Origin of the sequence: Pseudomonas allokribbensis, assembly GCF_014863605.1 — a bacterium.
GTDB lineage: Bacteria > Pseudomonadota > Gammaproteobacteria > Pseudomonadales > Pseudomonadaceae > Aquipseudomonas > Aquipseudomonas allokribbensis.
Genome location: NZ_CP062252.1, coordinates 2,223,918 through 2,239,842 on the forward strand (window position 1 = coordinate 2,223,918; position 15,925 = coordinate 2,239,842).

A 15,925-nucleotide genomic window follows, 5' to 3' on the forward strand; every position below is an offset into this window, starting at 1 on the left:
TTTGAGTAATTCGGGGTAATTCTCAGCCCATTTGAGGTTAGCCGTACATCTCAAGTTCACCGCGCACCGTTAAAATGAGCAATCAGGGGCTGGCTCAATTCGTTCGCCGCTGTGACCGTTCATCTGTGCTAGGATGCCCGACTCGGGCGTTCGCAGGCTCCGGATGACCTTCAGTCCCGGAAGCGGCGGCGTACGAATACTCTGATTTGAATCCCAGTCACTCTGGTTCGGTTTTCCGGTTGGCCGCAAGGCTCCTGCCGCTGTAAGGCAGGCGTTCGTCATTGAATGGCCTGGATCGGATCTTGTACTGGCTCATCCCAACCCACGTGACCTTTGGTAGGGGTCACCACTAGGAGAGGAGGCGCCATGCCAACTATTACTCTTCCCGACGGCAGTCAACGTTCATTCGATCACCCGGTTTCCGTAGCCGAGGTCGCCGCCTCTATCGGTGCAGGCCTGGCCAAGGCCACCCTGGCCGGCAAGGTCAACGGCAAGCTGGTCGACGCCTGCGACATCATCGACAGCGACGCAACGCTGCAAATCATCACGCCAAAGGATGAAGAGGGGCTGGAGATCATTCGCCACTCTTGCGCCCACCTGGTTGGCCATGCGGTCAAGCAGTTGTACCCGACGGCCAAAATGGTTATCGGTCCCGTCATTGACGAAGGCTTCTATTACGACATCGCCTTCGAGCGTCCTTTTACGCCGGACGACATGGCGGCCATCGAACAGCGCATGCAACAGCTGATCGATACCGATTACGACGTCATCAAGAAAGTCACTCCGCGTGCCGAAGTGATCGAAGTGTTCAAGGCTCGCGGCGAAGACTACAAGCTGCGCCTGGTCGAGGACATGCCGAATGAGCAGGTCATGGGCCTGTACTATCACGAAGAATACGTCGACATGTGCCGCGGTCCGCACGTGCCGAACACCCGCTTTCTGAAGTCCTTCAAACTGACCAAGCTGTCCGGCGCCTACTGGCGCGGTGATGCCAAGAACGAGCAATTGCAGCGCGTTTACGGCACCGCTTGGGCTGACAAGAAGCAGCTGGCTGCCTACATCCAGCGAATCGAAGAAGCTGAAAAACGCGATCACCGCAAGATCGGCAAGCGCCTGGGCCTGTTCCACACCCAGGAAGAAGCGCCGGGCATGGTGTTCTGGCACCCGAATGGCTGGACTCTGTACCAGGTACTCGAGCAGTACATGCGCAAGGTGCAGCGCGACAACGGCTATCTCGAAATCAAGACGCCGCAAGTCGTTGACCGTAGCCTGTGGGAAAAGTCCGGGCACTGGGCCAACTACGCCGACAACATGTTCACCACTGAGTCGGAAAGCCGGGACTACGCGATCAAGCCAATGAATTGCCCTTGCCACGTGCAGGTGTTCAACCAGGGGCTGAAGAGCTACCGCGAACTGCCGATGCGTCTGGCCGAGTTCGGTGCCTGCCACCGTAACGAGCCGTCGGGTGCGCTGCACGGCATCATGCGTGTACGTGCATTTACCCAGGACGACGCCCACATTTTCTGCACCGAAGAGCAGATGCAGGCCGAATCCGCCGCGTTCATCAAGCTGACCATGGATGTTTACCGCGACTTCGGCTTCACCGACGTCGAGATGAAGCTGTCCACTCGTCCGGAAAAACGCGTTGGCTCCGACGAGCTGTGGGATCGCGCCGAAGCTGCTTTGGCCGCGGCCCTTGATAGCGCGGGCCTTCCGTACGATCTGCAGCCGGGCGAGGGCGCTTTTTATGGTCCGAAGATCGAGTTCTCGCTGAAAGATTGCCTCGGTCGCGTGTGGCAATGTGGTACTTTGCAGCTCGATTTCAACCTGCCAGTGCGTCTTGGTGCCGAATACGTCTCCGAAGACAACAGCCGCAAGCATCCGGTCATGCTGCACCGTGCGATCCTCGGTTCGTTCGAGCGTTTCGTCGGGATTCTGATCGAGCACTACGAAGGTGCATTCCCTGCGTGGCTGGCGCCAACCCAGGCAGTGATCATGAATATCACTGATAAACAGGCAGATTTTGTTGCTCAGGTCGAAAAAACTCTCAACGAAAGCGGGTTTCGTGCCAAGTCTGACTTGAGAAATGAAAAGATCGGCTTTAAAATCCGCGAGCATACTTTGCTCAAGGTTCCATATCTCTTGGTTATTGGGGATAAGGAAGTCGAGATGCAGACTGTCGCTGTGCGTACTCGTGAAGGTGCTGACCTGGGCTCGATGCCCGTCGCCCAGTTCGCTGAGTTTCTCGCGCAAGCGGTTTCCCGGCGTGGTCGCCCAGATTCGGAGTAATTATTATTAAGCGTGAAATGAGACAAGATAAACGAGCTGCACCGAAAGCCCCGATCAACGAGAATATCTCGGCACGCGAGGTTCGGTTAATTGGCGCTGATGGCGAGCAGATTGGCATCGTCTCGATTGATGAAGCGCTTCGTATTGCTGAAGAAGCAAAGCTTGATCTGGTAGAAATCTCTGCAGACGCAGTCCCACCGGTTTGCCGTGTGATGGACTACGGCAAATCGATCTTCGAAAAGAAGAAGCAGATTGCTGCGGCGAAGAAGAACCAGAAGCAGATTCAGGTAAAAGAAATCAAGTTTCGTCCAGGGACGGAGGAAGGGGATTACCAGGTAAAACTGCGCAACCTGGTACGTTTCCTGAGTGACGGGGACAGGGCCAAGGTATCCTTGCGATTCCGCGGCCGTGAGATGGCCCACCAGGAGCTGGGGATGGAACTCCTCAAGCGGGTTGAAGCTGACCTGCTCGAGTACGGTTCGGTCGAACAGCATCCTAAGATGGAAGGACGCCAGCTGATCATGGTCATCGCCCCGAAAAAGAAGAAGTAATCAACAGGGCACGGCAGGCCTTCTGATTATGTTTATCAACTGAATGCGGAGTATCCGAACATGCCAAAGATGAAAACGAAAAGTGGTGCTGCTAAGCGGTTTCTGAAAACTGCTAACGGTATCAAGCACAAGCACGCTTTCAAGAGCCACATCCTGACTAAAATGTCGACCAAGCGTAAGCGTCAACTGCGCGGTAGCAGCTTGCTGCATCCGTCTGACGTGGCAAAAGTCGAGCGCATGCTGCGCCTTCGTTAATTTTAGTCAAGAATAGAGGAAGTAACTCATGGCTCGTGTAAAGCGTGGCGTCATTGCCCGTAAGCGTCACAAAAAAATTCTGAAACTTGCTAAAGGCTACTACGGTGCACGTTCGCGCGTATTCCGTGTTGCCAAGCAAGCGGTAATCAAGGCAGGCCAATACGCCTACCGTGACCGTCGTCAGAAAAAACGTCAGTTCCGCGCTCTGTGGATCGCTCGTATCAACGCTGGTGCTCGTGTTAACGGTCTGTCCTACAGCCGTTTCATCGCTGGCCTGAAAAAAGCGTCCATCGAGATCGACCGTAAGGTTCTGGCTGATCTGGCAGTGAACGAAAAAGCGGTGTTTGCCGCGATTGTCGAGAAAGCTAAAGCCACCTTGGCTTAAGTACCCCCGACAGTCACCCGGCCTCACCTCTGTGGGGTCAGGTGGTAAACGTCATAAATAGGGGAAGAGCCTTCAAGCTCTTCCCCTATTTTGTATCTGGAGTCTGTACATGGAAAACCTGGATGCGCTGGTCTCTCAAGCACTAGAGGCTGTGCAAAGCGCTGAAGATATCAATGCCCTGGAGCAAATCCGGGTTCAATACCTTGGCAAAAAGGGTGAATTGACTCAGGTGATGAAGACCCTGGGGAATTTGCCGGCAGAGGAGCGTCCGCAAGTCGGCGCCCTGATCAACGTTGCCAAGGAACGTGTCACAGGCGTTCTCAATGCGCGCATGGCTCTGTTTGAGGAAGCCGAACTTACTGCCAAACTGTCCGCCGAGTCCATTGACGTAACCCTGCCGGGCCGTGGCCAGACCTCCGGTGGTTTGCATCCGGTAACCCGGACTCTGGAACGTATCGAACAGTTCTTCACCCGTATCGGCTACGGCATTGCCGAAGGCCCTGAGGTCGAAGACGATTATCACAACTTCGAGGCGCTCAACATCCCAGGCCATCACCCGGCCCGGTCGATGCACGACACCTTCTATTTCAATGCGAACATGCTGTTGCGCACCCATACCTCGCCGGTACAGGTCCGCACCATGGAATCGCAACAGCCGCCGATCCGCATCGTCTGCCCAGGCCGTGTGTATCGCAGCGACTCCGATATCACCCACTCGCCTATGTTCCACCAGGTCGAAGGCCTGCTGGTCGATCGCGACATCAATTTCGCCGACCTGAAAGGGACTATCGAAGAGTTCCTGCGGGTGTTCTTCGAAAAAGAACTGGCGGTGCGTTTCCGTCCTTCCTACTTCCCGTTCACCGAGCCATCCGCTGAAGTCGACATGGAATGCGTGATGTGCAGCGGTAAAGGTTGCCGCGTCTGCAAGCAGACCGGCTGGCTGGAAGTGATGGGCTGCGGCATGGTTCACCCGAACGTGCTGCGCATGTCCGGGATTGATCCGGAAGAGTTCTCGGGCTTTGCCTTCGGCATGGGCGTCGAGCGTCTGGCCATGCTGCGTTACGGCGTGAACGACTTGCGTCTGTTCTTCGACAACGACTTGCGGTTCCTCGCGCAATTTCGCTAGTCGTAACGAATTCTTAGGAGAGCAGGATGAAATTCAGTGAACAATGGCTGCGTGGCTGGGTTAGCCCGCAGGTAAATCGCGACGAGCTGGTTGCTCGTCTGTCGATGGCCGGTCTTGAGGTCGATAGCGTTACGCCGGCCGCCGGTGCATTCAGTGGTGTGGTGGTGGGCGAGGTACTGAGTACCGAGCAGCACCCTGACGCCGACAAGCTGCGTGTTTGCCAGGTCAGCAATGGCACGGAAACTTTCCAGGTCGTGTGCGGTGCGCCAAACGTGCGTCCGGGCCTGAAGATTCCGTTCGCAATGATCGGCGCCGAGCTGCCGGGCGATTTCAAGATCAAGAAAGCCAAGCTGCGTGGCGTCGAGTCCAACGGCATGCTGTGCTCGCAAACCGAGCTGCAGGTCGGTGAAGGCAATGACGGTCTGATGGAGCTGCCGGCCGATGCACCGGTGGGCGAAGATTTCCGTGTTTATCTGGATCTGGAAGACGCCAGCATCGAGGTCGACCTGACTCCGAATCGCGGCGACTGCCTGTCCCTGGCCGGTCTGGCTCGTGAAGTCGGCGCGTTGTACGACGCTCCGGTCACTCGCCCGGTGGTTCTCACGGTTCCTGCCGTGCACGACGAAGTGCGCTCGGTCGAAGTGCTGGCGCCTGCCGCGTGCCCGCGTTACCTGGGTCGTGTCATCCGCAACGTTGACCTGTCCAAGCCTACGCCGCTGTGGATGGTTGAGCGTCTGCGTCGCGCCGAAGTTCGTAGCATTGACGCTGCGGTCGACATCACCAACTACGTGATGCTTGAACTGGGTCAACCGCTGCACGCATTCGACCTCGCTGAAATCAACGGCGGCATTCGTGTGCGCATGGCTGAGGAAGGCGAGAAGCTGGTATTGCTCGACGGTCAGGAAGTCAGCCTGCGTAGCGAAACGCTGGTAATCGCCGACCACACACGCGCTCTGGCGATTGCCGGTGTGATGGGGGGCGAGCACAGCGGCGTGTCCGCGACTACTCGTGACGTGTTCCTCGAAAGTGCATTCTTCGATCAGATCGCTGTGGCGGGCAAGGCTCGTTCCTACGGTCTGCACACTGATGCTTCGCACCGCTACGAGCGTGGCGTGGACTGGCAACTGGCCCGTGAAGCCATGGAGCGCGCCACTGGCCTGCTGCTGGAAATCACCGGTGGCGAAGCGGGTCCGATCATCGAGACCGTCAGCGAGCAGCACTTGCCGTCGATCGCGCCGATCACTCTGCGCGCTCAGCGCATCACCCAGATGCTGGGCATGGAAATGGATTCGGCCGAAGTCGAGCGTCTGCTCAACGCTTTGGGTCTGAAAGTTTCCGCCGAGGGAGCAGGGCAGTGGCGCGTAGAAGTGCCAAGCCATCGCTTCGATATCAGCCTGGAAGTCGATCTGATCGAAGAGCTGGCACGTCTGTACGGTTACAACCGTCTGCCGGTTCGTTACCCGCAAGCTCGTCTGGCGCCGCAGGCCAAGGCCGAAGCGCGTAGCGATCTGCCGGAGCTGCGTCGTCTGCTGGTTGCTCGCGGTTATCAGGAAGCGATCACTTACAGCTTCATCGATCCAAAACAGTTCGAGCTGTTCAACCCAGGTGTTGAACCACTGCTGTTGGCGAACCCGATCTCCAATGACATGGCTGCGATGCGTTCGTCGCTGTGGCCGGGTCTGGTCAAATCGCTGCAGCACAACCTGAATCGTCAGCAGGATCGCGTCCGTCTGTTTGAGAGCGGTCTGCGCTTCGTCGGTCAGCTGGAAGGCCTGAAGCAAGAGCCGATGCTGGCTGGTGTTGTCTGCGGTAGCCGTTTGCCGGAAGGCTGGGCGCAAGGTCGCGATACCGTGGACTTCTTCGACGTCAAGGCTGACGTGGAAGCGGTGCTGGGTTTTGCCGGTGCGCTGGATTCGTTCACCTTCACTCCGGGCAAGCATCCGGCACTGCACCCGGGTCAAACCGCGCGCATCGAGCGTGAAGGGCGTGAAGTCGGTTTTATCGGTGCGATTCACCCTGAACTGTCGAAATCCCTTGGTCTCGACCGTCCGGTCTTCGTTTTCGAGCTGGTTCTGGCTGAAGTGGCGTTGGGCAAAATGCCTAAATTCCACGAGTTGTCGCGCTTTCCTGAAGTACGTCGTGACCTTGCACTGATTGCGCACAAAGACGTTGCGGCCTCGGCTGTACTGGACGTAATCCGTGAAAATGCAGGCGAATGGCTGACAGACCTCAGGCTATTTGACGTGTATCAGGGTAAAGGTATTGATCCTGATAGAAAAAGCCTTGCAGTCGGCTTGACCTGGCAGCATCCATCGCGCACTCTTAATGACGATGAGGTGAATTCGACGACGCAAAATATCCTCACCTCGCTCGAACAAAGGTTGAACGCCACGTTAAGGAAGTGACGTATGGGGGCTTTGACGAAAGCTGAGATGGCGGAACGTCTGTATGAAGAGCTGGGCCTGAACAAGCGGGAAGCCAAGGAATTGGTAGAACTGTTTTTCGAGGAAATCAGGCACGCTCTTGAAGACAACGAGCAGGTCAAATTGTCGGGTTTCGGCAATTTCGACCTTCGGGACAAACGCCAGCGGCCTGGCCGCAACCCGAAAACGGGGGAAGAAATCCCGATCACGGCTCGCCGTGTGGTCACCTTTCGTCCAGGGCAGAAGTTGAAAGCCCGAGTTGAGGCTTATGCTGGAACCAAGTCATAACGACGAACTACCCGTCATCCCGGGCAAACGCTACTTCACCATCGGTGAAGTCAGCGAGCTGTGTGCGGTAAAACCACACGTGCTGCGCTACTGGGAGCAGGAGTTTCCTCAGCTCAACCCCGTCAAACGCCGCGGAAACCGCCGGTATTATCAGCGCCAGGATGTGCTGATGATCCGGCAAATCCGCGCGCTCCTTTACGATCAAGGATTCACCATCGGCGGCGCACGTTTGCGACTGTCCGGTGATGAGGCCAAAGACGACACAACCCAATACAAGCAAATGATCCGCCAGATGATCGCCGAGCTCGAAGATGTTCTGGTGGTTCTCAAGAAATAATTTCCTGCTTTTAAATACTTCCAGTTTTCAAAAGCTTGCGATATATTCTTGAGCGTTCTTCGAGATGAGGAGCGAGTATCACGCCTAGTCGGGGCGTAGCGCAGTCCGGTAGCGCACTAGCATGGGGTGCTAGGGGTCGAGTGTTCGAATCACTCCGTCCCGACCATAATTCCTGAGTAAAATCAGACACTTAAGCCGATCAGCCAGATCGGCTTTTTTGTGCCTGCGCAAAACCCGCGCAAAACTTGCGCAAAACTACCCGGTGATTTCGCTGATATTGAGGTCTGGAATCGCCTCTGACCAGACGATTTCAGCGTGGTCCTTTTGGTAGTTTTTGGTCATGGTTTCGCTGGCGTGGCCTGCGATCTTTTGACCGTCTTTCCCGGCTTTCTGGTACAGGTGCAGCGAAAGCGCTCGCACTTCGTGGAAGCCCGGCATTTCCTCTTCTTTCCATCCCTTGTAACAACCCGCCGCTTCCCGGGCCTCCTTGAAGGCTCGCGTCAAATACCGTTCTTCAACCTGCGTCCAGTGATCCTTAGTCTGTGCCTGTTTCTGTTTCTTGCGATCGGGGCGGCGGTGGACCAGGTATGGAGAGACGATGTCATCCCGGCACCGGCTGATCACGGCCTGGAGTTCTTCGGTCACTTTGAACCGAATCCACGCTGCGTCACTGGCCTTGGCCGTCTTCTGCTGCACCACATACAGAAACCCTTCCCGAACCCCGTCGAATCGCATATTGAGAATGTCGGTGCGCCGCTGCGCGGTGATCAACGCCAGATCGATCGCGTTCTGCAGCCAGAACGGCGACTTCTCCCGGATGGCTTTCAGGCCTTCGATGTTGTGCCGCTTGCGCTGCTTCTTCTCAATGCGGTTGATGGTGCTGGCCGCTGGGTTGTCGGGGCACAAGCCTTTTGCCGCTGCATGGTTGAAGATGTCGATCAGCAGGGCCCGGCATTGGTTGGCAGTGCGCGGAGTGAGAGCGTCCAGCATTTCCGCGATCATGCGGATCGTGATCTGGTCGACCGCTTTGCCTTCGAACTGCTTTCGGAAACGGCGGAAGTGGACGGCGTAAAGCCCGAGCGTTCCCTTGGCCAGTTCGCGCGGCGGGAGCACGTCGCGCTCGTATGTGTCCAGGAAACCGGCTAACGATTCGGATGTGCTGCCCATTACTGCGCCGATCAGGTCGGCGCCGCGCATGAACTCCAGGTTCAACTGCTTCGCGGCATCGATCGCTTTGATTCGGTCGGTGCCGAACTGAAACCACTTACCGTCGGTTGGCCGCCGGTAGCGATAGCTCGAACGCCGCGAGTCGAAGTACAGGTTCTGCGGAAGGTTCTTGTTCGCCTTGTTGCGCGGCCGTGGGACCATCATGCAGCTCCTTTCAATACCATTGCGACCAGGTCGTTTCCTGCCGACTTGCTGAACGCCGTCCAGTCAACGTACCAGAGTTTTCCTATCTGCTCGCCGGGCACCTTCCCGTTCCGGATGTAGTTGCGGATCGCTTGGGGGCACGGGGGTGTGCCGTTCTCGCCCCAGCGACGGCGCTGGAACTCACTGATCTTGATCAGCTCTTTTTTCATGGGATGCTCCACGCCGCCGGCGGCGGCAGAAGGTGGTGATGGGGTATGCCGCTTGCCTTAAAGCGGCAAGCTTTGTGGTTAAATGAGATGAGTTCTTAAGGAGAGGGACGCGATGAAAAAGGCATTTCAAAACCCGATGTTCTTAACCGGGCTGCCGCTGACAATCTGCGGTGTTGCGATTACTGCGCCGGGTTTATGGATTCCAGGGCTGGTACTGATGGTCGCCGGTTTCACGATTGGAAAACGCTCCTGATTTCATCGCCACGGCCCCTTGTAGATCAAGTAGGCCATGTAGAGCGGGGCGAAGATCATGGCGTCACCTCTGAGGTTTCTGGAATATCCTCGAACGTGTAAGTCCTGATGACGCGCTCTTCGACGCCGGAGACCTTGATGAATTTTGCTTCTTCAACCCAGGGATAGGCGTCTGGCTCGCCGTGCTTACCGCCGCCGCTCATCTCACAAAAGGCAAGAGCACGACCATCAGGCAGGATGAAGGCCTTCACATCGACCTCGTAGTTGCGATCCCAACTGTAGTGGCACCAAGAAGCGATGCCGCGAACTTCCTCAGCCTCATAACGCACTTCGTTGATGGCGTCGTCATGCTCGTTTTCGTCGAACAGGGTGTCGAGTAGTTCGCCTGGTGCAGCGGACAGAAAAGCATTGTCGATATTGCTGTCCTGCCCATCATCATCGGTGAACGTGTAGGCGTAGCCGAATTCAAGCCCCTTGCGCATGACGAGCAGCTTCGCCATCTGGCTTGCAGTGAGTATGTTCAGTGAGTGGTGGATTTTTGCATCGAGCATAAGGGGTCCTTACCGCTATAGCGGCTGACTTTGAAGGGGGAGTCTCAGAGTGTGGCCAGCTTTTTTGCCTACAATGAGATGCAAGAGAATTTTATTGCTGTCGAATGTTGGTTAGAGGGTAGGAATAGTGAAGTTAACTTCTCAGAATGCTTTTAATGCCCTGACGCCGGTCATAAGCGTTTTGATTGGGGCACTTATTGCTGGGTACTTTTCAACCGTAGCGGCTAGGCTTCAGGTGCAAAGTATAACTAAGGCGAATAATCAAACGACCGCACAGTTGGCAAGGCAGCACGCCTCGTCGTATTTTGCGGCGTATCAAGATTTTGTGGGGATGTTTGCGGGCGAAGAGGCGGTTATACCTAAATCAAAAAAAATTAGTCAGTATCTGCAGCTATCGAGAGAGGGGGCGGCTCTAACTCCTTATTTAGACATGCCGTTGACTATTGAAGTGACAAGTCTGTCAACCGCATTCGATCACATGGTTCATGCTAAAGATGCTGCTGAATTTGATAAATATAAAGCTATTGCTGATTGTAGGTGGGGAAATTTCGTAATCGGATTTTTCTCAAAAATGGATGATTATGATACGGCTGCGTTAACGGAGAACGAGTCAGAAAACGATTCACACTCTGGAGATATGGAGGACTGCGATAAGATTGGTAAGTAGGTGGCTATTAATTTTTGTACAGCGCTTCAGCCTTCCAGCGTTGGCGGCTCGTCATTCACCAATCGGTTCTGCTCACGAAGTGCTTCCTGAACTGCCTCGACAACGCGCTGCAGGTACGTGAATTCGTGGTTTTCCTCGACGGCTTTGTCGCCGACGGGGTAGTGCCACTCATCACCGAAAAGCTCAGTCAGCAACTTGCTGTGATGCCAGCATTCGTTTGGTGACTCGACGCTGCGCAACACATCGATGTCGTGCCAAAGCTCACGGGCCTCACCTTTGCTCAGCTCGTCCAGTTCCCAGTCGTGACGGCCGGTCTGTTGCCGGCGGCGCTGGACAATGCACTTTTTCGCAAATGCGTGAAGCGCGTTCCCGCTGAACCGCGTGCTGCTGATCCCGCGATCCAGGCAGTTCAGGATGTAGTTCCAATCACAATCCGGCACGAACTCGGCCACCGTGCGAGGCCCCATGCCGCCCCAGTAGGCGTTCCAGCTCCTGTCCCAGCAGTTGATCGTGATCTTGCCCTGGGCGGTCTGGTAGTTGGGGTCTGACTCAGTCGGGCAGTTGCGGCGCCCGAGGTCTTCAAGGAACACGGTAATCGGGTCAAGCCGCGGCGCGCCGGTGATCACCAGCTTCGTGACGATCGAGCGCTCAACCTTCAGCGGCTCGGCCGGTTTGTTTTCTGTGGGCATGGGGCGTCCTATGCCGGGGCATGCCCGGGCGGTGGAGGGTGGTGAGGGATCAGCTACAGTTGTGCGTTCAAGAAAGGAGTGGTGACATGGCTATGTATTTAGTTTCGGCAGTTCGCATCAACAAAAATGGTGAGGTAGTTGAGTTTCAATGGACCCCTGTAAATGGCAACAATCAGGAAACAGGCTCACGCGAAATCATTACCTTTGACCAGGCTGTAAATGCAATTGAGGGTGGAGAAATTTTGTACCCCCTATTTGCAAGCGGGGCCACTGGCGGGCAACTAAAAATCGTGATGGATGAAAATGGCGATCAAAGCATCGAGGTTTCAGATATTGGCTCAAACGTCACTCATACCATCAGGGATTTGCCCAAGCTGAAATGAGAGTGCGTCGATGCTAGGCCGTCATTAGTGCCTCAATGATTCGCTGACCTGCGAGCGGTGGGACGGCGTTGCCGGTCATGTGCATGGTCAGCTTGTGGTTGTCCGGCCGGAGCGTGTCCTTCGGGAAGGACTGAGCGGCCATTGCTTCGTCTGCGCTGATCATCCGCATCATGTCGCCGTCGACGACTGCCCAACGATCCAATGTGGTGATGGTACCGATCGGGCGGTCAAGGCTGCGCCCGGTGAGGCCAGAGCCTGAGCCGTAGTAGGGCATGACGAAGCGATCACCGAAGCGCTCACGGCCATTCTTCACGCGTGTCAGTGTCGACGCGGCGCGGCTTGGCTTGTTGATCGGCGACCACTTGCCGGCGTCGAAGTCGATAATCTCGCGGGCAGGCACGTACTGGTAGCGGGGCAATTGCAGATGCAACGGTGCCTTACTGCGCGAGCAGACCATGAACAGGCGCACGCGGTGCTGCGGGACGCCGAGATCGGCGCAGTCCACGATGTGCGGTGCCAGTGCGTAACCCAGGCGCTGCATGGCATCAGCCCAGGCCGGGTACAGAATCCAGTCCATGAACTCCGGTACGTTTTCGATAACTGCGAACTCTGGCCGATTGACCTCGGCGTTGCCGACTGGCGCCCATGCTGTCGATCGCGAGTTGTCGTGCTGAGGATTGCCGGCAGCCTTGCCACGAGCCTTGGTGTGCCCTTGGCAGCAAGGGGAGGCCAGCATGACATCGTGCTTCGGCACATCCGCCCAGTTCGCCTGGTGCAGATCCTGACAGGCGTGGATGGTCTCCGGGTTGTTGCGGGTGTGCCACTCGACCGCATCGGGCCAATGGTTTGCAGCCCAGAGGACATTGAGCCCGGCGTCCTTGCCGCCGCGCGTCCATCCGCCGAAACCGGAAAACAAGTCAATTGCTGTGAGCATGCGGGATCCTCGCCGGCTGGCGTGATTCGTAGAAGTGGGGTATTTGTGTTCGGCTCGGCATGGAGCCTGCTGGAGTGTGGCAATGAATATTCAATGGTGGCTGACCGTTGCGGTTAGCCTGCTTTCGCTGACGTCTGGCATCCTGTGGATTCGTTCAGCGACCGCTCGGGTTATTCACGATGACGATAAAACAGATGAGGAGGGCATGAAGCCTTTTCGCCATCGTCGACAATGTCGGTGGTAAGCCCGTCGATGTGCTTGAGTCAGCCAAGCTTCAATCAAAGTGGAACAGGTTGGCTGCTTGGTTTGCAGGCGGCGCTGCTATCGCTCAAGCAATATCCAGCCTCCTGAGCCAGCCCTGACACAGTACTTCGCCCTCCGTGACCGGTCATGGCAATTTGGTTTCAGTTCATGTATTTATTGGTGTGAATTCGAGAGTGAGATGCGATGTATAGTAAATACTTTGAGTACATCACTGATAAGGTAGCGGCAGCAAAAAGAGAAGCGGATATTCTTGCTGCGCAGTTAAATCATCACGGCCTCGCTGGGCAGATTCGGGAGATAGCGCTCAGAAACTGTGTGGTGCCTTTCTTAACCCATAGCTTTCATTGTGGGTCAGGGAAAGTGATTGATACAGCGGAGAAAATTTCCGATCAATTAGACTTAGTCGTTTATCAGAGAAAAACGGCTCCACCCATTATGTTCGCAAGCGAGCTTGGGCTGTTTCCAATAGAGTGTGTGAAGTACGTATTTGAAGTTAAGTCAACACTGAATGCTTCCGAGGTGAAGGATGCGATAAAAAAATTCCAGTCGCTTCATGAGCTTCGATCCTATCCTAGGATGGTTAGCGGTGAAACTGTATATGGGGAGAATCCCATAACGGTATTGTTTGCGTTCTCGTCAGATATCAGTGGGTCTGAGATTGAAAGGTATCTGAAATATGATAGTGGTGAAATCCCTCAAGCCAGTGTCATATGTGTTCTTGGCAAGGGCTACTGGTTCTGGAAGGATGGTTGGCATGGGGTTTTGATTAAGCCGGAAATGCCACCCATGTTCGAGTTTGCACTATTCATTACAGGTCTTATTAATACATTGGTGAGTGAAGAAATGTCCCTAAGAGCCTTTAGTCCAGGGGCATATGTAAACGTTGATAAAGTTTTAGAAGAGTTTGAATTAAAAAATTCTATGAAAGAGGATCAATAACCACGTCGTCAAGCTCGTTGGGGTACTTCGCTAAATGTTGCAAACCTGCGGCTCTCAAATGTCGCAACACCTTTTCGCTCGGCTCGTAGGGGGTCGTGACATTCCGTAGCATCCACACCTGAGTTTCGAAGTCGGCCGCGATCAGGTTCCGAAGCAGGTTCTGATACACCTCCTGCTGGTTCTTGAATCCGTGGGCGACCATGACTCGTTTGAGGTCAGGCTTGAATACCCCGGCGACCTCAACCGTAAACTTCTCGACGCCCAATGCAGCGTCCTTTGCTGCTGCCTTCTCGCGCTTCTTGCGTTGCTTGATGGCTTCCGCCGTCGGCTGGGGCTCGTCCTGCGTCAGCACCTGTTCTTCGGCCATGGCCTACCTCTTCAATTCCGCTGGCCGGCAAGTCCAGCCAGGTCTGTCGGCGGCGCGTGGCCGCTCGGTTGATGGTCCGTCTCACGCTGCTTCCTTCACTTGATCCGGATCGAGCTTTCGCCGCGCTCAAGGTGCGCCCAGGCCGGTTCCGGTAGCAGTTCATGCTCCGCGTCTTCGCCGGCTTCAATGCGCTTGCGCACAGCATCGTTGTGATCGCGGATTTCCTTGAGCCGGACGGCGATGATTTTTTTGTCAGGTGTAATCACGCTCTTCAACGAGACAAACTCATCGGGTACAGCCTGTTCGTTGTCGACGATGACCTTCTCGGGCGAAAGGGCGAGAGTGATGGTGAACAGTGGCCGCTTGATCGACTTGATGTCTGCGGCTTCCATGTTTCGGCGGAGGTAGTCACTGAGCTGGCCCACGGTGTTTTTCTTGATGCGCTTGAGCTCGTTCAGACGGTCGACCTCCTTGTCGATTGCGTCGATGTCGCCTTCGATGTTCCGGCGCAGCATGACGACGCTATCGGCCTTCACTTCGAACTCACCCTTGATGCCATCCATGGTGTCTTGGATAGCTTGGCGTAGACCTTCGTCGCCGGTGTCAGCCAGAGCCAAGAGCTCGGCCATCTGCGTATTCAGTTTGTAGAGGTCAGTCATGCTGCACCTTCCATAGCGTCTTCAAGGTCCGCTTTTCGGGCGTCCTTGGCGCGGGTGAATTTGAGTTTGTGGGCTGCGCACTCTGGATCGGTTTTGCGTAAGTCCAGCTTGCGCATCGCCGACTTGTAGAGCTGCTCCAGCTCATTGAGCGACTGCGCGGTGCCAATCAGGTGGAGTGTTTCCGAGAGCCATTCGCGGTACTCAGCAGCCAGACGCTCTTTCGCTTCGATCTTGTCCTCGGCGCGCTCGATTTCGGCTTCACCCAGGCGCTCGTTGACGTAGTGAATGTCGTCGTAAAGACCCAGGCGAACATCGGCGGAAAAGCCCAACTGGCTCAGGCACTTGCCGATCGCATCAGTAAGGGATTTTTTCGGGGCATCGAAGTCAGTGCTGATGCTTCCGAATTTGTTCTGAGTGATGAAAGGTGTGTGCCCATAGTGCGTGATCGTTTTGCGCTCGCCGTCGCCTCCCAAGTACCAAAGCGCGACTTTGAGTGTGTGCACCTGGGCATGAGCCAGAACCGATCCTTCTTTGTTCAAAAGTGGGCCGCCGATATCGAACCGCTCTTCGATAACGTCGTAGCCCCAGCCGGTACCGCACGGGCCGAACTGCTCAGTGGCGCGTTTAGCCAGGTACTGGGCATTCACTGCGGTACCCGTGAAACCGCCGAGGCCGGTGTATTCCTTTGTGAACTTGGGGTCGGTCTTTTCGACCTCTTCCCATAGGGCGAGGTTGGGTGCAGACATGACTATCTCCCGCCACGCAAGTACGCAGCTGTGAAAGAAGTGGGTTACTGAGTGATCCGGTCGGCGAGGGCGCTGAGCAGCATCAGGAAGGTGAAGACGCCGATGGCCGAGAATGAGCCGCGCCAGATCAGCGTGCGACGGGCCCACTGACGGCCAGTCATTGGAATAGCCGGGATGCTTTCACCGGCGGGAGCTGGCACGCATCAGCGTTGTTTCGTGTTGCGGTGTAATCCGCCATTA

General features: G+C 55.8%; 21 protein-coding genes and 1 tRNA gene. 14 read left to right on the top strand and 8 right to left on the bottom strand.

Features of this window, described 5'->3' with window-relative positions; all coding sequences use genetic code 11:
- Window positions 1-366 precede the first annotated feature (366 nt).
- The 9 genes from thrS to IF199_RS10120 all read left to right on the top strand — a co-directional run bounded on the left by thrS (window position 367) and on the right by IF199_RS10120 (window position 7,820).
- Entirely contained in the window at window positions 367-2,289 is a 1,923-nt protein-coding gene (gene thrS, locus IF199_RS10080) for a threonine--tRNA ligase (RefSeq protein ID WP_192560244.1), read from the top strand.
- Window positions 2,289-2,840: a translation initiation factor IF-3 gene (gene infC / locus IF199_RS10085; RefSeq protein ID WP_170929410.1), complete on the top strand. Its 552-nt coding sequence runs from the start codon at window positions 2,289-2,291 to the stop codon at window positions 2,838-2,840. Before thrS ends, infC begins: the two co-directional genes overlap by 1 nt.
- Before the next feature lie 60 nt (window positions 2,841-2,900).
- Complete coding sequence (rpmI, locus tag IF199_RS10090; RefSeq protein ID WP_002553160.1) at window positions 2,901-3,095, top strand: 50S ribosomal protein L35; 195 nt, start codon at window positions 2,901-2,903, stop codon at window positions 3,093-3,095.
- 28 nt (window positions 3,096-3,123) lie between these two features.
- Window positions 3,124-3,480 (top strand): 50S ribosomal protein L20, encoded by a 357-nt coding sequence (gene rplT / locus IF199_RS10095; RefSeq protein WP_007913489.1) that lies wholly within the window; start codon window positions 3,124-3,126, stop codon window positions 3,478-3,480.
- 109 nt (window positions 3,481-3,589) lie between these two features.
- Window positions 3,590-4,606, top strand: a complete 1,017-nt coding sequence (pheS, locus tag IF199_RS10100) for a phenylalanine--tRNA ligase subunit alpha (protein WP_192560245.1) — start codon at window positions 3,590-3,592, stop codon at window positions 4,604-4,606.
- A gap of 26 nt (window positions 4,607-4,632) precedes the next feature.
- Entirely contained in the window at window positions 4,633-7,011 is a 2,379-nt protein-coding gene (gene pheT / locus IF199_RS10105; RefSeq protein ID WP_192560246.1) for a phenylalanine--tRNA ligase subunit beta, read from the top strand.
- Window positions 7,012-7,014: 3 nt separating this feature from the next.
- Complete coding sequence (gene ihfA / locus IF199_RS10110; protein WP_002553164.1) at window positions 7,015-7,317, top strand: integration host factor subunit alpha; 303 nt, start codon at window positions 7,015-7,017, stop codon at window positions 7,315-7,317.
- Window positions 7,298-7,654 carry a MerR family transcriptional regulator gene (locus IF199_RS10115; protein ID WP_003179985.1) on the top strand — a complete coding sequence of 119 codons (357 nt, stop codon included), beginning with the start codon at window positions 7,298-7,300 and terminating at the stop codon, window positions 7,652-7,654. The genes ihfA and IF199_RS10115 overlap by 20 nt, the downstream gene beginning before the upstream one ends.
- A gap of 89 nt (window positions 7,655-7,743) precedes the next feature.
- A tRNA-Pro gene (locus IF199_RS10120) sits at window positions 7,744-7,820 on the top strand.
- Window positions 7,821-7,909: 89 nt separating this feature from the next.
- Here IF199_RS10120 and IF199_RS10125 read toward each other — a convergent pair.
- Both IF199_RS10125 and IF199_RS10130 read right to left on the bottom strand, forming a co-directional pair.
- Window positions 7,910-9,022, bottom strand: coding sequence for a tyrosine-type recombinase/integrase (locus IF199_RS10125; protein WP_192560922.1), 1,113 nt, complete (start codon window positions 9,020-9,022; stop codon window positions 7,910-7,912).
- Window positions 9,022-9,234 (bottom strand): hypothetical protein, encoded by a 213-nt coding sequence (locus IF199_RS10130; RefSeq protein WP_086793184.1) that lies wholly within the window; start codon window positions 9,232-9,234, stop codon window positions 9,022-9,024. The genes IF199_RS10125 and IF199_RS10130 overlap by 1 nt, the downstream gene beginning before the upstream one ends.
- 112 nt (window positions 9,235-9,346) lie before the next feature.
- Between IF199_RS10130 and IF199_RS10135 the strand changes: the two genes are divergently transcribed.
- Complete coding sequence (locus IF199_RS10135) at window positions 9,347-9,487, top strand: hypothetical protein (protein WP_192560247.1); 141 nt, start codon at window positions 9,347-9,349, stop codon at window positions 9,485-9,487.
- A 55-nt stretch (window positions 9,488-9,542) separates the two neighbouring features.
- On the opposite strand, the gene IF199_RS10140 is transcribed toward IF199_RS10135, so the two are convergent.
- The gene (locus IF199_RS10140) at window positions 9,543-10,037 is read right to left on the bottom strand and encodes a hypothetical protein (RefSeq protein ID WP_192560248.1); all 495 of its coding nucleotides are present in this window, start codon (window positions 10,035-10,037) and stop codon (window positions 9,543-9,545) included.
- A gap of 127 nt (window positions 10,038-10,164) precedes the next feature.
- Between IF199_RS10140 and IF199_RS10145 the strand changes: the two genes are divergently transcribed.
- The gene (locus tag IF199_RS10145) at window positions 10,165-10,704 is read left to right on the top strand and encodes a hypothetical protein (protein WP_192560249.1); all 540 of its coding nucleotides are present in this window, start codon (window positions 10,165-10,167) and stop codon (window positions 10,702-10,704) included.
- A gap of 26 nt (window positions 10,705-10,730) precedes the next feature.
- Here the strand turns inward: IF199_RS10145 and IF199_RS10150 are convergent, their stop codons facing one another.
- Window positions 10,731-11,393 carry a phiTE_072 family protein gene (locus tag IF199_RS10150; protein ID WP_192560250.1) on the bottom strand — a complete coding sequence of 221 codons (663 nt, stop codon included), beginning with the start codon at window positions 11,391-11,393 and terminating at the stop codon, window positions 10,731-10,733.
- A gap of 86 nt (window positions 11,394-11,479) precedes the next feature.
- Between IF199_RS10150 and IF199_RS10155 the strand changes: the two genes are divergently transcribed.
- Window positions 11,480-11,776 carry a hypothetical protein gene (locus IF199_RS10155; RefSeq protein ID WP_192560251.1) on the top strand — a complete coding sequence of 99 codons (297 nt, stop codon included), beginning with the start codon at window positions 11,480-11,482 and terminating at the stop codon, window positions 11,774-11,776.
- Between the two features lie 13 nt (window positions 11,777-11,789).
- Here IF199_RS10155 and IF199_RS10160 read toward each other — a convergent pair whose 3' ends face one another.
- Entirely contained in the window at window positions 11,790-12,710 is a 921-nt protein-coding gene (locus IF199_RS10160) for a DNA cytosine methyltransferase (protein WP_192560252.1), read from the bottom strand.
- Between the two features lie 82 nt (window positions 12,711-12,792).
- Here IF199_RS10160 and IF199_RS10165 point away from each other — a divergent pair, with 82 nt between their 5' ends.
- Window positions 12,793-12,954: a hypothetical protein gene (locus IF199_RS10165; RefSeq protein WP_192560253.1), complete on the top strand. Its 162-nt coding sequence runs from the start codon at window positions 12,793-12,795 to the stop codon at window positions 12,952-12,954.
- Between the two features lie 203 nt (window positions 12,955-13,157).
- Window positions 13,158-13,913, top strand: a complete 756-nt coding sequence (locus tag IF199_RS10170) for a DUF6602 domain-containing protein (protein ID WP_192560254.1) — start codon at window positions 13,158-13,160, stop codon at window positions 13,911-13,913.
- Here the strand turns inward: IF199_RS10170 and IF199_RS10175 are convergent.
- From IF199_RS10175 to IF199_RS10185, 3 genes are all read right to left on the bottom strand, one after another.
- Window positions 13,894-14,280: a hypothetical protein gene (locus IF199_RS10175; protein WP_244142449.1), complete on the bottom strand. Its 387-nt coding sequence runs from the start codon at window positions 14,278-14,280 to the stop codon at window positions 13,894-13,896. The two genes, IF199_RS10170 and IF199_RS10175, sit on opposite strands and share 20 nt — an antisense overlap.
- A gap of 95 nt (window positions 14,281-14,375) precedes the next feature.
- Window positions 14,376-14,939: a siphovirus Gp157 family protein gene (locus IF199_RS10180; protein WP_192560255.1), complete on the bottom strand. Its 564-nt coding sequence runs from the start codon at window positions 14,937-14,939 to the stop codon at window positions 14,376-14,378.
- Window positions 14,936-15,685 (bottom strand): hypothetical protein, encoded by a 750-nt coding sequence (locus IF199_RS10185; protein WP_192560256.1) that lies wholly within the window; start codon window positions 15,683-15,685, stop codon window positions 14,936-14,938. Before IF199_RS10185 ends, IF199_RS10180 begins: the two co-directional genes overlap by 4 nt.
- Window positions 15,686-15,925 lie beyond the last annotated feature (240 nt).